17 protein-coding genes are annotated in these 15481 nt (G+C 71.4%); 11 read left to right on the top strand and 6 right to left on the bottom strand.

The window, feature by feature from the left end:
- On the top strand, nucleotides 1-1225 hold a 1225-nt coding region (locus J7F03_RS13105; RefSeq protein WP_214949076.1), incomplete at its 5' end, for an IS110 family transposase.
- A gap of 153 nt (nucleotides 1226-1378) precedes the next feature.
- Here the strand turns inward: J7F03_RS13105 and J7F03_RS13110 are convergent.
- The 4 genes from J7F03_RS13110 to J7F03_RS13125 all read right to left on the bottom strand — a co-directional run bounded on the left by J7F03_RS13110 (nucleotide 1379) and on the right by J7F03_RS13125 (nucleotide 4119).
- Nucleotides 1379-1960 carry a Uma2 family endonuclease gene (locus J7F03_RS13110; RefSeq protein ID WP_214949078.1) on the bottom strand — a complete coding sequence of 194 codons (582 nt, stop codon included), beginning with the start codon at nucleotides 1958-1960 and terminating at the stop codon, nucleotides 1379-1381.
- Nucleotides 1961-2056: 96 nt separating this feature from the next.
- Nucleotides 2057-2671 (bottom strand): antibiotic biosynthesis monooxygenase, encoded by a 615-nt coding sequence (locus tag J7F03_RS13115; protein WP_214949080.1) that lies wholly within the window; start codon nucleotides 2669-2671, stop codon nucleotides 2057-2059.
- Nucleotides 2672-3081: 410 nt separating this feature from the next.
- Nucleotides 3082-3474 (bottom strand): DNA-binding protein, encoded by a 393-nt coding sequence (locus tag J7F03_RS13120; RefSeq protein WP_214949085.1) that lies wholly within the window; start codon nucleotides 3472-3474, stop codon nucleotides 3082-3084.
- A 63-nt stretch (nucleotides 3475-3537) separates the two neighbouring features.
- Entirely contained in the window at nucleotides 3538-4119 is a 582-nt protein-coding gene (locus tag J7F03_RS13125) for a Uma2 family endonuclease (protein ID WP_214949086.1), read from the bottom strand.
- A 64-nt stretch (nucleotides 4120-4183) separates the two neighbouring features.
- On the opposite strand from J7F03_RS13125, the gene J7F03_RS13130 reads away from it, so the two are divergent.
- The 6 genes from J7F03_RS13130 (at nucleotide 4184) to J7F03_RS42325 (ending at nucleotide 8436) form a co-directional block, all read left to right on the top strand.
- Nucleotides 4184-4789 (top strand): hypothetical protein, encoded by a 606-nt coding sequence (locus J7F03_RS13130; protein WP_214949087.1) that lies wholly within the window; start codon nucleotides 4184-4186, stop codon nucleotides 4787-4789.
- A gap of 209 nt (nucleotides 4790-4998) precedes the next feature.
- Nucleotides 4999-5280 (top strand): type II toxin-antitoxin system Phd/YefM family antitoxin, encoded by a 282-nt coding sequence (locus tag J7F03_RS13135; protein ID WP_214949088.1) that lies wholly within the window; start codon nucleotides 4999-5001, stop codon nucleotides 5278-5280.
- A complete protein-coding gene (locus J7F03_RS13140) occupies nucleotides 5277-5531 on the top strand; it encodes a Txe/YoeB family addiction module toxin (RefSeq protein WP_214949089.1) in 255 nt (84 codons plus the stop codon). Before J7F03_RS13135 ends, J7F03_RS13140 begins: the two co-directional genes overlap by 4 nt.
- Nucleotides 5532-5592: 61 nt before the next feature.
- On the top strand, nucleotides 5593-7239 hold the full coding sequence (locus J7F03_RS13145) for a LuxR family transcriptional regulator (protein WP_214949090.1): 1647 nt from the start codon (nucleotides 5593-5595) through the stop codon (nucleotides 7237-7239).
- A gap of 145 nt (nucleotides 7240-7384) precedes the next feature.
- Nucleotides 7385-7546: a hypothetical protein gene (locus tag J7F03_RS40985; RefSeq protein ID WP_251071852.1), complete on the top strand. Its 162-nt coding sequence runs from the start codon at nucleotides 7385-7387 to the stop codon at nucleotides 7544-7546.
- A gap of 98 nt (nucleotides 7547-7644) precedes the next feature.
- Nucleotides 7645-8436 (top strand): BBE domain-containing protein, encoded by a 792-nt coding sequence (locus tag J7F03_RS42325; protein ID WP_308379442.1) that lies wholly within the window; start codon nucleotides 7645-7647, stop codon nucleotides 8434-8436.
- Between the two features lie 75 nt (nucleotides 8437-8511).
- Here the strand turns inward: J7F03_RS42325 and J7F03_RS13155 are convergent, their stop codons facing one another.
- Nucleotides 8512-10374, bottom strand: a complete 1863-nt coding sequence (locus J7F03_RS13155; protein WP_214949092.1) for an FtsX-like permease family protein — start codon at nucleotides 10372-10374, stop codon at nucleotides 8512-8514.
- A 109-nt stretch (nucleotides 10375-10483) separates the two neighbouring features.
- Between J7F03_RS13155 and J7F03_RS13160 the strand changes: the two genes are divergently transcribed.
- Together J7F03_RS13160 and J7F03_RS13165 are read left to right on the top strand one after the other, a co-directional pair.
- The gene (locus J7F03_RS13160) at nucleotides 10484-11776 is read left to right on the top strand and encodes a sensor histidine kinase (protein WP_214949093.1); all 1293 of its coding nucleotides are present in this window, start codon (nucleotides 10484-10486) and stop codon (nucleotides 11774-11776) included.
- Nucleotides 11777-11802: 26 nt separating this feature from the next.
- Entirely contained in the window at nucleotides 11803-12444 is a 642-nt protein-coding gene (locus J7F03_RS13165) for a response regulator transcription factor (RefSeq protein ID WP_214949428.1), read from the top strand.
- Between the two features lie 37 nt (nucleotides 12445-12481).
- On the opposite strand, the gene J7F03_RS13170 is transcribed toward J7F03_RS13165, so the two are convergent.
- On the bottom strand, nucleotides 12482-13519 hold the full coding sequence (locus J7F03_RS13170; protein WP_251071853.1) for an SMP-30/gluconolactonase/LRE family protein: 1038 nt from the start codon (nucleotides 13517-13519) through the stop codon (nucleotides 12482-12484).
- Between the two features lie 77 nt (nucleotides 13520-13596).
- Here J7F03_RS13170 and J7F03_RS13175 point away from each other — a divergent pair, with 77 nt between their 5' ends.
- Nucleotides 13597-14034, top strand: coding sequence for a MarR family winged helix-turn-helix transcriptional regulator (locus J7F03_RS13175; protein ID WP_214949095.1), 438 nt, complete (start codon nucleotides 13597-13599; stop codon nucleotides 14032-14034).
- 304 nt (nucleotides 14035-14338) lie between these two features.
- Nucleotides 14339-15439 (top strand): alpha/beta hydrolase-fold protein, encoded by a 1101-nt coding sequence (locus J7F03_RS13180; protein WP_214949430.1) that lies wholly within the window; start codon nucleotides 14339-14341, stop codon nucleotides 15437-15439.
- The last annotated feature ends 42 nt before the right edge of the window (nucleotides 15440-15481 follow it).

A 15481-nucleotide genomic window follows, 5' to 3' on the forward strand; every position in this document is an offset into this window, starting at 1 on the left:
CTGTGCGGGCATGGACATCAGCAAGAAGGACGCGAAGGTGTGCGTGCGCACCCCCAGCACGCGGCGCCGGGGCACCTTCACCACCAGCACGACCACCTGGGGTGCCACCACGAACGCGGTCCTGGAACTGCGCGAGCATCTGCTCGCCGCGGACGTCACGCTGGTGGTGATGGAAGCGACATCGGACTATTGGAAGCCGTTCTACTACCTGCTGTCCGAGGGCTTGAACGTGATCCTGGTCAACGCCCGGCAGGCCAAGAACCTCCCCGACCGCAAGACCGACGTCTCCGACGCGGCCTGGCTGGCCCAACTGGGCGCCCACGGACTGCTGCGGGCCTCCTTCGTGCCTCCCGAACCGGTCCGGGAACTACGCGACCTCACCCGGACCCGCACAACCGCCACCCGCCAGCGCGGCCAGGTCGTCCAGCGCCTGGAGAAGCTGCTGGAGGACACCGGCATCAAACTCTCCTCGGTGGCCTCCGACATCATGGGCGTCTCCGGCCGGGCCATGCTGGAGGCCCTGATCGCCGGCGAGCACGTCCCACAGGTCCTGGCCGAGCTCGCCAAACGCAAGCTTCGCAACAAGATCCCCGAACTCACCGAGGCCCTCACCGGACGCTTCCGTGAACATCACGCCTTCCTGACCCGGCTCCACCTGGACCATTACGACCAGCTCACCGTCATGATCGACCAGCTCACAGAGCGGATCGACGAGGCGATGGCGCCCTTTCGTCCCGCACTGGCCCTCCTCGACACCATCCCCGGAATCAACCGGGCCGTCGCCGAGGTGATCATCGCGGAGACCGGAGGCGACATGAGCCGGTTCGACTCCGCCAAGCATCTCGCCTCCTGGGCCGGGGTCTGCCCCGGTCACCACGAGTCCGCCGGCCGCACCAAGAACACCAAAGTCCGCCCCGGCAACCCGTATCTCAAAGGCGCCCTCGGTCTGGCCGCCCTCGGTGCCGCCCGCACCAAGGACACCTATCTGTGGGCCCGCTACAAACGCCTGACCGCCCGCCGCGGCCCCATGAGGGCACTGGTCGCCGTCGAACACTCAATCATCACCGCGATCTGGCACATGCTCACCGACCACAAGCCCTACAACGACCTCGGCGGAACCTACTTCACCCAACGCGACCCCGAACGGGCCACCCGCCGCGCGATCACCCAGCTCAACCAGCTCGGCTACACCGTCACCCTCAACCCGATGGAAACCGCGGCCTGACCCCGAACCGGACACCCGGCAGCCACCAACGGCCACCGGGGACCCAGCCATGCCCACACCCACCCTGACCTGCTGCTATTTACGCGTCAGAAGGGGTTGGACTCTGGCGAGTCCGACCCCTTCTGCCTTCCCTGCTGACTTGGTGCTGACTTTTCAGCTGCTTCGTGGCGGTGTGAGTTTGTCGAGGTCAAGGCTGATCTCGAAGGGCACCGGACGTTGGAGGGTGCCCCGGAAGATGCCGGCGGGCGCGTAGACGCCGGTCGGTTCGTCGAGCTCGTAGACGTGCACGACGGGTGCCCCGCCCTCGTCCTCGATGCACCAGTAGTGTGCAATGCCGGCCTCTGCGTACTTGCGAAGTTTTACTGTGCGATCGCGGTGGGCGGACTCGGGGGATACGGCCTCCACGACGAGCTTTACGTCCTCCGGGGCGTACCAGGTGCGGTCGGGGTCATAGGGCAGGTCCGTCAGCAAAAGGTCCGGCTCGGGGCGGTTGCGGGCATCGAGGCGGATCGTCATCTCCCGCTCGACCTCGAAGCCGGTCGGCGCCTGCGCCATGAGCGTGGTGGTCAGGGCGGTGACGAGGCGGCCGTGCCAGGACCGCTGTGGCGACATCATGAAGACGAGGGCTCCGTCGATGAGCTCGGTGTGGCGGGGTGCCTCGGGGAGGCGGTCCAGGTCCTCCGCGAACCAGCCTTCCGCGCGCGGCGGGCGCATCCAGTCGGGCAGTGCGGTCATGGCTTCACGGTAGCGGCTACGGCCGCGTCGCGTGGGTACAGGTCAGAAGGGGTCGGACTCTGTCGAGTTCGACCCCTTCCGCATTCCCGTGCCGACTCAGGCGTGGGGGACCGCCGTGGCGAGGACCACCTCGAATTCCTCGAGGCTGCGGGTGGCCACGCGGGCCTTGGCCGTGACCTCTCCGCGGACCGCCGCGACGGCGCCACGCGATGCCACAAGTGCGTCGCGGTCGGTGTAAAGCGCGCCGACAGCGGCTCTGCCCCGGTCGCGGTCGATGAGCAGGGAGATGCCGGCCAGTCCGGGGATCTTCTGGACCTTGGGTAGTGAGGTGTGGCGGAACGTGTCCACCAGCAGGTCGATGTCGGTCGGCTCGACGTCCATGCGGACCAGCCGGAACCCCGCGCCGGGCCCGAGGGCCTCTGCGCGCCGGGCGACCGCCGCTTCCCAGTTGTCGACCGTCATGGTCTGCGCGAAGGGCGCCATCAGCTCGGCCCGCCGCTTGCTCAGGTTCTCGTAGCTGGCCTGCCGGGAGGCTTCGTCCTCCCACCACGATCCCACCAGGAGCTTGCCGAGCTCGCGGTCGGCGAACAGCCCCATCCCGCGAAAACCCGGCTGCGCCGACAGCAGCTCGCGCCCCTCGGTTCGGAGCGCCTCGGCAACCCCGTCGAGCTTGGCTGGATCACCCGTTGCATAGATGCTGCGAACGTACATAGCGCCCTTTCCTGCCTTCCGGTGGCCCCTTGCGGGCTCGTGTTCCCCACTTCATGCGATGGCCGGGGCGGATGGGGGGCAACGTGGCAGGGGCATTCAGGTGAAGAGGCGGGCCGTCGCTGGGCGCTCGTGGCTTCCTGTGGAGCCACTGGGCGACGAGTCGGAATCTTCGTGAGACGGTCTCTGTGACGGTGCTGATTCTGTGCTGACTTGGAGCGGTGGGGAGCGCGTTTCCGCAGGTGGGAGCGCTGTTGTGAACATTCCGCTTCAACATCTGACGATCCATCAAGAAATGTGCCCGGCCCGCTTGTTGATGGGTCGGGCACAGGAGTCTGTCCGCGTGGAGTCCTCGTCCCGCGAAGCGCTGAGGCGGTGGTGACGGGTCTGGTCGGTACGACTGTGGCCGGCGTTCAGACCTTGACGACCTCTACGGCGGGGCCGCACAGGAGCGTCAGGTCCTCGGGATCGGAGGTCAGGACGGTGACCGGCTGGGGCGCGGTGCGGGCGATGACGGCGACGGCGGCGGCGATGGCGTACTTGTGGCCGTGGAGACGGTGGGTACGCAGGAGGACCGCGGCCTGGTCGGTGATCTCCTTGGTGACGTCGTGAACGTCGACGCGGGAGAGAATCCACTTGATGCGGGCGGGGTGGCTGCGCTCGCAGTCGGCCTCGAGGGTGGTCATGGCGCTTGTGGCCACGCGGACGCCCTCCTCTGATGCCGCTTGGACCAGGGCCACGACGGCGCGGTCCTTGCGGTAGAGCTTCGAGAGGCCTGCGCTGTCGAGCAGTAGGGTGCCAGGCATCAGGCGGCGGCCCCGCCGACCTGTCGGTGGTCATGGCTACTGCTCATGGTGCCGATGACTTTTTCAGCTGCTTCGGGGCGGCGTGAGCTTGTCGAGGTCCAAGCTGATCTCGAAGGGCACCGGGCGCTGGAGGGCGCCCCGGAAGATACCGGCGGGCGCGTAGGTGCCGGTCGGTACGTCGAGCTCGTAGACGTGCACGACCGGCGCCCCGTCCTCGTCCTCGATGCACCAGTAGTGCGGGATGCCGGCCTCCGCGTACTTGCGAAGTTTCACGGTCCGGTCGCGGTGGGCGGACTCAGGGGAGACGACCTCGATGACGAGCTGGACGTCCTCCGGTGCGAACCAGGTGCGGTCAGCGTCGAACTCGGCCGTCGTCACCAGCAGGTCCGGCTCGGGGCGGTTGCGCGGGTCGAGCTTGATCGTCATCTCGCGGCCGACTCTGGTGTCGGCGGGGACCTGCTCCATGAGTGCGACTGTCAGCATGGTGACGAGGTGGCCGTGCCACCAGCGCTGGGGCGACATCATGAAGACGAGGGCTCCGTCGATCAGCTCGGTGTGGCGCGGCGCTTCCGGGAGGCGGTCCAGGTCCTCCGCGAACCAGCCTTCCGCGCGCGGCGGGCGCATCCAGTCGGGCAGTGCGGTCATGAGCCAACCCTAGCGATTGCGGCCGTCAAGAGGGCGCGTTGTGCCGCTGATCCATAATCGGCGCATGGATGTCGCCGGGATACTCGAGGCCGCCTCGCTGCTGGTGCCCGAAGGGGTGGCCACCGACAACGACATCACCGTTTCCGATGTCTGGGACTACCTCGCGCACGACGAGTGGGAAGTGGCGCTCGACCTGCTCCAGGAGCTGGGTCGCGGATGGACCGCGCCGACGGGTTTCTGGGAGGAGCTGGAGCTCGCGGCCGGAATACCGGGGCTCGAACGGAGCCGGGAATGGTGCTCGTGGCGGGGTGCTGAGGTGCGCGTGGGTGTCATCCGGGCCGAACTGGCCCTCTGCCCGGCCGGTGAGACGTTCCGGCGTACGCCGATTCCCGGAGCCGGGGTGCTACGGCCGATGTGGGACATCGGCAACCGGACGGACGACGGAGCGCGTGAACTGGACATCGCCCGGCTGTGGGTCGAGTTCGCTGGTGACCTCGCACCCGGCGCTCGGGCTCCGGTGCGGCTCCTGCCCCTGACCGCGGCGCGGTGGAGGCATCTCGGCCCGGGCGACCGGATCACGTTGTACGAGACCGCGGTGGCGGGCGGGACGGCGATGATCTTGGAGGTCCAGCCTCCGTCGGCGTGCGAGGAGCGCGCGGCGACGTGCTGATCCTGTGCTGACCTGGACGCCTCAAAGTCGCGTCTCCGCAGGTGGGAGCGTTGTCGTGCGCGTTCCGCTCCTCCGGGAGTCGGCCCCTTGTTGATTCCCGTGCCGGGATGGCGCTGGGGATGTCCGGCCGTCCATCAGTCATTCGGCCGGCCGGGAGGGCGCGAGGAGTGGTACGTTATCAGGTACCACTTGAGGGAAGAGGTCAGGTCATGTCCATAACTGCGAGCGAAGCCCGCAAGGCTCTCTTTCCGTTGATCAAGAAGGTCAACGACGACCACGAGGCCATCGAGATCGTCTCCAAGCACGGCAATGCCGTACTCGTCTCGGCCGAGGACTATGCGGCGCTGCGCGAAGGCTCCTACCTGCTGCGTTCTCCGGCGAACGCCCGCCGGCTGCTCAAGGCGTACGAGAACGCCCTGGCCAACATCAACGTGTCGGAGCGCGAGCTGATCGATCCGGACTCGGCGGATGCTGGTGCGGGTGCCGCGTGAGGCTCGTCTTCGAGGATCAGGGCTGGGAGGACTACACGTCCTGGCTCAAGAAGGACCGCAAGACGCTCGCCCGGATCAACAAGCTCGTCGAGGACGTCAAGCGTGACCCGTTCTCGGGAATCGGCAAGCCCGAGCCGCTGAAGTATCACCTGCCGGGCGCCTGGTCGCGGCGGATCGACGATGAGCACCGCCTCGTCTATCTGGTCACGGACAAGGAGATCGTCATCCTCGCGGCCCGGTACCACTACTGACCGCTGAGCGTTCGGGGGCGGCGCTCCTATGCTGGTGGAAGGGGCGTGAAGGGAGTCGCCCGTGGGTGAGTGGAGCGGGGTCGCGCTCGGCCGGGCCAGGGAGGCCGTCTCCCAGGAGGCGTGGGGTGACGCCTATCGGGCCTTGGACGCCCTCGACCACGGCCGGCTGGACGCCGACGATTACGCCGCGCTCGCCGACGCCGCCTGGTGGACCAGCCGCATCGAGGAGTCCGTCGCCGCCCGGACGAAGGCGTACGCCGGCTATGCGGCCAGGGGCGACGCGCGGCAGGCCGGGTACAGCGCCTGGATGCTGTTCTACGAGCACCGGCTGGCCGGGCGTACCGCCTCGGCCGCCGGATGGCTGCACCGGGCCCGCGAGCAGCTCGGCGTCGAGCCGGAATGCGTCGAGCAGTGTTACATCGCCTGGGCCGACGCCGAGGAGGCGCAGGAGCGTGGGGACTTCGGTGCGGCGACGGACCACGCGCGCGGGATGGGAGAGATCGCGGAGCGCTGCGGCAGCGCCGATCTGCTCGCCCTGAGCAGGCTCGCCCGGGCGGGCGTACTGGTGGCCGGGGGCCGGGTCGCCGAAGGGCTCGAACTGCTCGACGAAGCGATCTGCGCGGCCACCGCGGGTGAGCTCAGCGCCTTCTTCACCGGCTGGACCTACTGCCTCGGCCTGATGAGGTGCATGGCCTGCGCCGACTTCGCGCGGGCCGCCGAATGGACCGACGCGGCCATGGCGTGGTGCGCCGCGATGCCGCAGGAGAACAACTTCCGGGGACTGTGCCGCGTCCACCGGGTGGAGGTGCTGGAGCTGCGCGGCGGGTGGGCGCGGGCCGCCACCGAGGCCGTCCGGACCTGCGAGGAGCTGCTGCCGCAGGACGCGTCGATCGCGGCGGGCGCGGTGTACCTCGTGGGGGAGATCCAGCGCAGGCGCGGAGAGTTCGCGGCCGCCGAGACCTCCTATGCCCGGGCCCACGGGCTCGGCCTGGATCCGCAGCCGGGCCGCGCGCTGCTCCTGCTGGCCCAGGGCAGGGCCGCGGCCGCCGAGGCCGCGGTGGACGTCGCCCTGGCGTCCGGTACGGAGGGCCGAAGCGTCCTCGGCCGCGTACGGCTGCTCGCGGCTCAGACGGAGATCTCCCTCGCCCTGGGGCGGCTCGACCGGGCCGGGGCGGCGGCGGACGAGCTGACGGGCCTCGCGCAAGAGTGGCGGCGGCGCCGCCGGTCCGACCGCACCCCGGTGCACGCGGCCGCGGCCGCCGCGGCCGGGGCGGTCGCCTTCGCCCGGGGCGACCCCGGGCGGGCGCTGCCACTGCTGCACCGCGCGCTGGAACTCTGGCTGGAACTCGGGGTTCCGTACGAGGTCGCGCAGGTCCGCATGACCCTGGCCGCCGCGGAGCGGGTGGCCGGCGACGAGGAGAGCGCCCGGCTGGAGCTGCGGGCCGCCCACGCGGCGTTCGAGAAGCTGGGCGCGGTGCCCGACGCCCGCAGGGCGGCTGCTCTGCTCCGGCTGCCGGGGCAGCTCACCGCCCGGGAGGTCGACGTGCTGCGCCTGGTCGCGGCGGGGCGGAGCAACCGGGCCATCGCCGCCGAGCTCACCATCAGCGAGCACACCGTGGGCCGCCATCTCAACAACATCTTCGCCAAGATCGACGTGTCGTCCCGGGCCGCCGCCACCGCGTACGCGTACACCCACGGACTGATGTGAGGGGAGGGGCGGACGGGCCGGCCGGAGGGCGGATGGGCTGTTCGGCCCATCCGGGATTCGGCGAAATGGGTTCTTTCGGCGATGAGGGTCCACCTTGCCTCCGCCTACAAAGGGATGGAGACCCGCAGGGAAGGCGGTGGGAGCCATGAACACCTTCACACCCACCTTGGACGGCGCACTCGTGCGGCAGCTGCGCGAGGCCGTGCACGGCGAGATCCTCCAGCCCGGCGACCCCGGCTACGACGAGGCGCGCAAGGTCTACAACGCGATGCACGACATGTCGTCACGGCCGACGGAACCTTCCTGACCTGTACGGAGGAGCGGAATGCGGACCTCTTCTGGGCGCTGCGCGGCGGAGGCGGCAACTTCGGAGTCGTCACCTCCTTCTCCTACCGGCTGCACCCCGTGGCCGACATCCTGGGCGGGCCCACGTTCTACCCGCTCGACGGCGATGTCCTGCGCCGCTACCGGGACCTGGTCGCCGAGTCCGGGGAACGGCTCGGCCTGCTGGGCTACGTGGGGCTGGGTCCGCCGGTCCCGTTCCTGCCGGAACGCTGGCACGGACGGCCCCTGTTCGGCGTGGTCGCCTGCTGGACCGGCCCCGAGGCGGAGGACGACGCGGTGCGCGCCCGCCTCGACCGCCTCGGCCCGGTCATCGGCCGGCACATGGGGCGCATGCCGTACCCCGTGATCAACACCCTCTTCGACGAACTGCTGCCGGCGGGCCTCTTCCACTACTGGAAAGGCACGTTCAGCAAGGGACTGTCGGACGGGGCCGTCGACGCGTACGTCGAGTACGGTGCCGCGACCCCCTCCATCCAGAGCGCGACCGTGATCTTCCCGATCGACGGCGCCTGCCACCGGGTGGCACCGGAGGCGACCGCGTTCGCCTACCGTGACGCCGATTTCGCGACCGCCCTCAGTCCGACCCTCACCACGCGTGCCGAGTGCGAGGCGAACAAGGACTGGGTGCGCAGGTTCGTCGCGGCGCTGGAGCCCCATTGCCTGGCGGGCGGCTACGTCAACTTCATGGACCACGACGACCAGGGCCAGGACCGGGTCCGGGCCAACTACCGGCAGAACTACGACCGTCTGGCGGCGGTCAAGCGGCGCTACGACCCGGGCAACCTGTTCCGCCTCAACCACAACATCCCCCCGACCCCGACCCCGACGGTCAGTGGTGATCAGGTCTCGTAGATGCGTGGAGCGGTGCCGGCGCCTCCAGGGATCGCGGGTCGGGGGGCGGTTGTACCCCGACCATGGATTTCCGTGTCAGGGCGTCGGCGCCGTGGTGGGGCGGCGGAGGGTGTGGGCTGCCGGGAGGAGGGTGCAGAGGGTGGCCAGGGTGGTGCAGACGGCGGCCACCGCCGCCATCGGGAGCCAGGGGACCACGATCGGCGAGTCGACTCCGAGGACGGCCAGGGCGGCGCGCATGCCGGCCAGGTTGAGCGCCGTGACGGCCGTGCCGAGGAGGGCGCCGACCACGGCCGTCAGGAGGGACTCGGCGGTCGTCACGGCGAGCACCTGGGAGCGGGTGGCGCCGGCCAGGCGGAGCAGGCGCAGTTCGCCGGCCCGGTCGGAGGTCGCCATCAGCAGGGTGTTGGCCAGTGCGATCGCCGTGTAGACCAGCGCGATGCCGAGGACCAGGACGAAGCCGAGGACGGTGAAGCGGTTGGTGCGGGGGTGCGTCGCCGTCACCCAGTCGGCCTTCGTGCGCACCGCGGAGTCCCAGCGGGCCGCCGCCTCGCGGACCGAGGCGGCCGCGGCCGCCGGGCCCGCCGATGCCTTGACCTCGATGCGGGAGACCTGCGCGCCCGGGGCGTTGCGCGGGGTGACGTAGGCGCCGTTGTTGCCCGTGCCGGTCCGCATCACGGCCACGATGCGCAGATGCGTGGCCGTGCCGTCCGCCAGCCACAGGGGGACGGAGTCCCCGACCGTGTGCTGCCACCACTCCTCGGTCACCACGATGCCGCCGTCGTCCAGGTCCGCGACCGACCCGGCCACCACCGGCAGCCGGGAGACCTCCGCCAGCGCCGCCGGATCGACCGCCGAAGCCTCCGTCGGGACCTTCACGTAGCCCTCCTCCAGCACCGTCAGCTCGGTGTCGGCCACGGACAGGGCGGCCGCGCCGGGGATGTCCGGGTGCTGCGGCAGCCGCCCGCCGGTCAGCACCCAGTCCGCGCCCGTCCGGGTCCGGGTCTCCACCGTCTTCGCCTCGCCCAGGGTCAGGGCCGAGCCCATCAGCGACCCGGTCAGCGCGACCATCACCAGCACCGGCGACGCCACCGCCGCCGTCCGGCGGATCCCGGCCGAGGCGTTCGCCCGCACCAGCCGGCCCGCGTAGGAGGTCAGCCGGACCGGGAGCCACATCAGCAGCCGTATGACGGGCCGTACGAGCACGGGCGCCAGCAGACCGCACGCGGAGATCAGCAGCATCGGCTGCCAGGTGTACGTCTTGCGCTTGAGCAGGCTGCCCGGGTCGGAGCCGAGGCGCCACCCGACGAAGGCGACCGCGAACAGCAGCAGCCCGGCCCCGGCCGCCCACCGGCCCGGGGTCATCGGCCGCTCGTCCGTCGCGGCCTCGCGCAGCGCCTCCAGCGGACCGACCCGGCCGGCCCGGCGGGAGGCGGCGTACGCCCCCGACAGCGCGACCAGCAGTCCGGTCCAGAACGCCGCGTGCAGCGGCCAGGTCTGGTCCCCGATCACGTACGAGGCGGGCGCCAGCCCCTTGGACACCGTCCACCGCGCCATCAGCGGCGCACCCGCCCTGCCCAGTACGAGACCCAGCGCGGCCCCGGCCAGGCCGACGGCCGCCGCCTCCGCCATCACGAGGCGCCGAAGCTGCCCGGGCGTCGACCCCGCCAGCCGCAGCAGCCCCAGCTCGCGCCGCCGCTGTGCCACGGCGTACGAGAACGTCGACGCGACCACGAACACCGAGACGAACGAGCTGACCCCGCCCGCCGTGCCCAGCATCGAATTGACGCCCGCCACCTCGACGCCCGTCGGCAGCGACGCCGACGCCGCGAGCCCCAGCCCCATGACGGTCATCAGCGCGACCCCGAGGGACACCGCCACGAACGTTCCCACCTGTGTCACCCAGCGCCGCCGCAGCGACCTCAACGCGATTTTCAGCATGGCCCCAGCCAACCGCCGCCCCCGCGCCCGGTCAGCGGGGCAGGGGCGAGTCCCGAAGGTAGGGCCAGCACTACCGCGCGGCGCCCGGCCCGCCGCCTACCGTGGCCGCATGCCGCCATGCCTCCTCGTCCCCGACCCGGGCCGGTACCTGCGCTCCGCCCGACCCTGGCGCGCCGCCGCCTACCTGCTCGGCGGCGGCCTCAGCGGCGCCCTCACGTTCACCGTGCTGCTGCTGCTCGCCGTCTTCGGGACGGTCCTGTCCGTCGTCCTCGTCGGGCTGCCGCTGCTGGCCGGGCTCGCACTGGCCGGAGTGCCCTTCGCGGCCCTGGAGCGCCGCCGGCTGCGGCTGGTCGATCCCGTGCCCGTACCCGACCCGCACCGCGATCCGGACCGTACGGGGCTCACGGCGTGGGCGCGCACCCGCTTCCGCGAGCCGGCGACCTGGCGGGAACTGGGCTACGCGCTGCTCGCCGCCACGGTCCTTTGGCCGTTGGAGCTGCTCGCCGTCGGCGGCGCCCTCTTCGTGCCCGCGAACCTCATCGCCACCCCCGTCCTGCTCGCCCTCGACGGGGAACAGGTCAACCCCCTCGCCTTCCACGGCATCACCAGCTACGCGGTGGCCCTGCTCTGCGCCGCCGCCGGACTGCTGCTGCTCCCCCTCCTCCTCTACGGGCTCGGCGTGCTGGCGAGCGCCCGCGCCGCCCTGGCCCGGCTGATGCTCAGCCCCGGCCGGTCCGATCTCGCCGTCAAGGTCACCGAGCTGACCAGCTCCCGGGCCCGGCTGGCGGCCGCCTTCGACGCCGAGCGCCGGCGCATCGAGCGGGACCTGCACGACGGCGCCCAGCAGCGGCTCGTCGCGCTCTCCATGACCCTCGGCCTGGCCCGCCTCGACGTGCCGCCCGGCAGCCCGCTCGCCGGACAGCTCGCCGCCGCGCACGCCGAGGCCGGGCAGGTGCTGACCTCGCTGCGCGAGCTCATCCACGGCATCCACCCGCAGGTCCTCACCGACCGGGGGCTGCCCGACGCCGTCGCCGACGTCGCCGACCGCTCACCGGTCCCCGTCGACACCGACTTCGACCTCCCCGGCCGGCTGCCCGAACAGGCCGAGGCCGCCGGGTACTTCTTCGTCAGCGAGGCCCTCGCCAACGCGGCCCGGCACAGCGGGGCGAAGCGGATCACCGTCACCGGCCGCCACGACGGGACGCGCCTCACCGTGGAGGTCGCGGACGACGGCCGCGGCGGCGCGGACGCGGCGCGGGGGAGCGGACTGACCGGACTGGCCGACCGGGTGTCGGTCGTGGACGGCAGACTGACCCTGACCAGTCCTCCCGGAGGCCCGACCCTGCTGCGTGTGGAGATCCCTTGCATCCCGAGCGTTCCGGTGGAACCGAAGCTCCCGTAGCGGCCGGCGGCCCCGGCCGTACGTCGCTGCGCGTCGTCCTCGCCGAGGACTCCGTCCTGCTCCGCGAGGGCCTCGTCGGCCTGCTCACCCGCTTCGGGCACCGCACGGTGGCCGCCGTCGGCGACGCGGACGAGCTGGAGGCGGCCGTCGCCGAGCACCGGCCGGACATCGTCGTCACCGACGTGCGGATGCCCCCGGACCACACCGACGAGGGGCTGCGCGCGGCCGTGCGGCTGCGCGGGATCCGGCCGGACCTGCCCGTCCTCGTCCTCTCCCAGTACGTGCAGCGCTCGTACGCCGCCGAGCTGCTCGACTCCGGCGACGGGACGGCCGTCGGGTACCTGCTCAAGGACAGGGTCGGGCAGGTCGAGGAGTTCCTCGAAGCGGTCGCCCGGGTGGCGGCCGGCGGGACGGTGGTCGACCCCGAGGTCGTACGCCGGCTCATCAGCCGCCGGCGCGATCCGCTGGAGCGGCTGACGGCCCGGGAGGGGGAGGTCCTCGCGCTGATCGCCGAGGGCCACTCCAACGCCGAGGTGTCGCGCCGGCTCACCGTCTCCGAGGCGGCGGTCGGCAAGCACATCGGGAACATCTTCATGAAGCTCGACCTGCCCCCGGCGCAGGAGTCCCACCGCCGGGTCCTCGCGGTCCTGGCCTATCTGCGGGGCTGACCGACGGCCGGGCCCGCCGCGCCGGGCCGGACGCGGCTCAGAGGCCGCGGACCGAGGCGACCGTGAACTCGGTCGGGGCGCCGGTGGAGGGCATGGGCCCGCCGTCCTTGTCGAACTGGGAGCGGACCACCAGGGTGCGGCCCGGCACCTGGACCAGGGTGGTCGGGATCTGGAGCGAGACGTCGGTGACCGTGCGGACCAGGCGGGCCCGGGTGCCGTCCGCCGAGACCTGCCAGCGGCTCAGGGTGTTGCGCGTGTTCTGGGCCGCGCGCAGGACGCCGCCGGGGGCCAGGTCGAGGCCGTCGGCGGTCTTCAGGTCGCCGCCGGTCAGGATGGTGCGGGAGACCTCGCCCGAGCGGAGGTCGATGCGGAACAGATCGCCCGCCGTCATGTCGACGGTGAGCAGGAAGCGGCCGGCCGGGTCCGCGGCGATGCCGTTGAGGTTGAAGCTGCCCGCCGGCGACGGGGTGAGCCGCCCGCTCAGGTCGTACGCGGGCAGCAGCGGGCCGGAGCCGGCGGCGAGCTGGGCCGGGGTCACCCGGTAGACCACCGCGCGGACGCTGTCGGTGAGGTACGCGGTGCCGTCCGGGGTGACGGCGAGGTCGTTGAGGAAGCGCGGGTCGCTGCCGGGGATCTCGAAGTGGGCCAGGCGGGCCCCCGAGCGGGTGTCGTACACCGAGACGCCCGAGGTGGAATCGGTCACCCAGAGCCTGCCCCGCGCGTCGACCCGCAGCCCGTTCGCGGTGTGGCGGCCGTCGGTGCCCGCGGGCAGGAAGACCTCCGCCGCGCGCCCGCCGGAGCGGGCCCGGTAGATGGTGCCGTCCGTGTACGAGCCGACGTAGACCGTGCCGGTGCGGGGGTCGGCGGCTATGCCTTCCGGGAAGACCTTCGCGCCGGGGAGGGTGAACGCCGTGGAGATCCGCGCGTGCGAGCCGCGGCTGTCCGCTGCCTGACCGGGCGCGGCCCGGCCTGTCGAGCCCTGGCCCGCCGAGGCCTGGGCGGCTGCCGGGGCCGCGCCGAGGGCGAGGGTGGTGGTGAGGGTGAGCAGGGCGGAGGGCAGGAGCTTCTTCATCATCGGATGTCCTCTTCGGTGTAGGTGTACACGAAGATAAGTTAGGGCTCTAATGCCCGCAAGGGCTTTATGATGCGGGAATGACCTCCATGCCCGCCGAGGAGCGCATCGGCTCCCACATCAAGCGCGCCGAGCAGGCGCTCCTCGGGGCCAAGAACACGGCGGTGAAGCCGGCCGCAGTAACGGTTCCGCAGTACGCCGCGCTGCTCTGGCTCTCCGAGAAGCCCGGGATCTCCGCCGCCGCGCTCGCGCGCCTGTGCGGGGTGACGCCGCCGACGATGAACACCGTGCTGAAGAACCTCCAGGAGCGCGGGCTCATCGAGCGGACCCCGCACGAACTGCACCGCAACGTCCTGGAGACCCGGCTCACCGGCGAGGGGCGCTCCGTGATGGAGGTGGCCGACGCGGGGGCGGTCGCGGTGGAGCGGGCGCTCGCCGCCGAGTTCACCGGGGAGGAGCGGGAGTTGCTGATCCGGCTGCTCGGGCGGTGTGCGCGGGCACTCGACGGCCTGAGGTGATTCCAGTGGGCCCGGTTCCGGACGCCTGAGATTCAGGGCCGGTCTTTGCGCTGTTTTGGAACTGTTCGGGGGATTCACACATCAGGACTAGGGGGATCCCAGTTCGTTCTGTCCCACCGGGGGGCAGTCATGACCGTACGGAGCGAAGTTCGTGCACCAGAACCCGCAGCGCCCGCGGCCCGATGACGAGCCGTACCAGCAGGACCGGCAAGACCGGCAGGACCCGCAGGAGCAGCAGGACCCGCAGTACCCGCCCGCGCGGGAACACCGGCAGTCGCCGCAGGGCCCGTACGTCCCCCCGCACATATCCGAGCCCCCCGCCGGCCCCGGCCGCCGGCGCTCCCGCCGCACGGTGTGGATCGGCGCGGCCGTCGCCTTCGCGCTCCTCCTCGGCGGTGGCGGGTTCGCCGCCTGGAAGCTGGACTGGTTCTCCGGCAACGGCTCCACGGTGAGCTTCGGCAAGACCCCGCCGGCCGCCGGCACGGACACCGCGGAGAAGACCCCGGACGAGGCCCCGAAGAGCTCGCCCACGCCGACCGGAGACCCCGACGTACAGCTGGAGACCGGCCCGAAGGCCGAGTTCAAGCAGACCACCAAGCTGGACGACGGCACGATCATCGCCAAGACCCGCCTCGCGGGCGCCAAGTCCGGCTTCGAGGGCGACGTATGGGTGTGGACGCCGAAGGAGTACGGCGACCCGAAGTACGCCAAGAGCGGCTTCCCGGTCCTCATCGCGCTCCCCGGCGGCAACGGCTACCCGTCCAACTACTGGTCCGACCGCAGCCTCGGCCTCCAGAAGGCCATCAGCGAGGGCGTCCAGGCCGGTACGAGCCTGCCCTTCATCGTGATCATGCCGGTGCTGAACCCGGACGCGAAGTACTACTACGACGGCTCCGACATCCCCGGCCAGCCCAAGATGGGCACCTGGATCGCCGAGGACGTCCCGGACTTCACCCGCGCCAACTTCCGTACGTACAAGTCCCGTGACGGCTGGGCCTTCATGGGCTCCTCCTCCGGCGCCTTCGTCGGCATGAAGCAGGTCCTCCAGCACCCGGACAGGTTCAAGGCCGTGATCGCCAGCGGCGGCGAGATCGTTCCCGACTCCCCCTTCTGGAAGGGCCACCAGGCGGAGATGGATGCGAACAACCCCGAGAAGCTGGCCCAGAAGCTGATCGACTCGGGCGGCCCCGAGGTCTACATCAACTTCCAGATCGGGACGAAGGAGAGCGGCAAGCAGCGGATGACGCAGTTCCAGGAGAAGTACGCCAAGGGCCCGGTCAAGATGACCATCCGCGACATCCAGAACGGCGAGCACAACGGCTGGCACTACGTGCGCGGCATGAAGGAAGGCTCGCTGGAGTGGATCAGCAAGGTCCTGAAGGGGCCGAAGCCCGAAGTCGGCTGACCGGCCCGCTCCGGCCGCTCCGGCGGGCTCCGCGCGTCACCC

The organism is Streptomyces sp. ISL-43, from assembly GCF_018614195.1.
Lineage (GTDB): Bacteria > Actinomycetota > Actinomycetes > Streptomycetales > Streptomycetaceae > Streptomyces.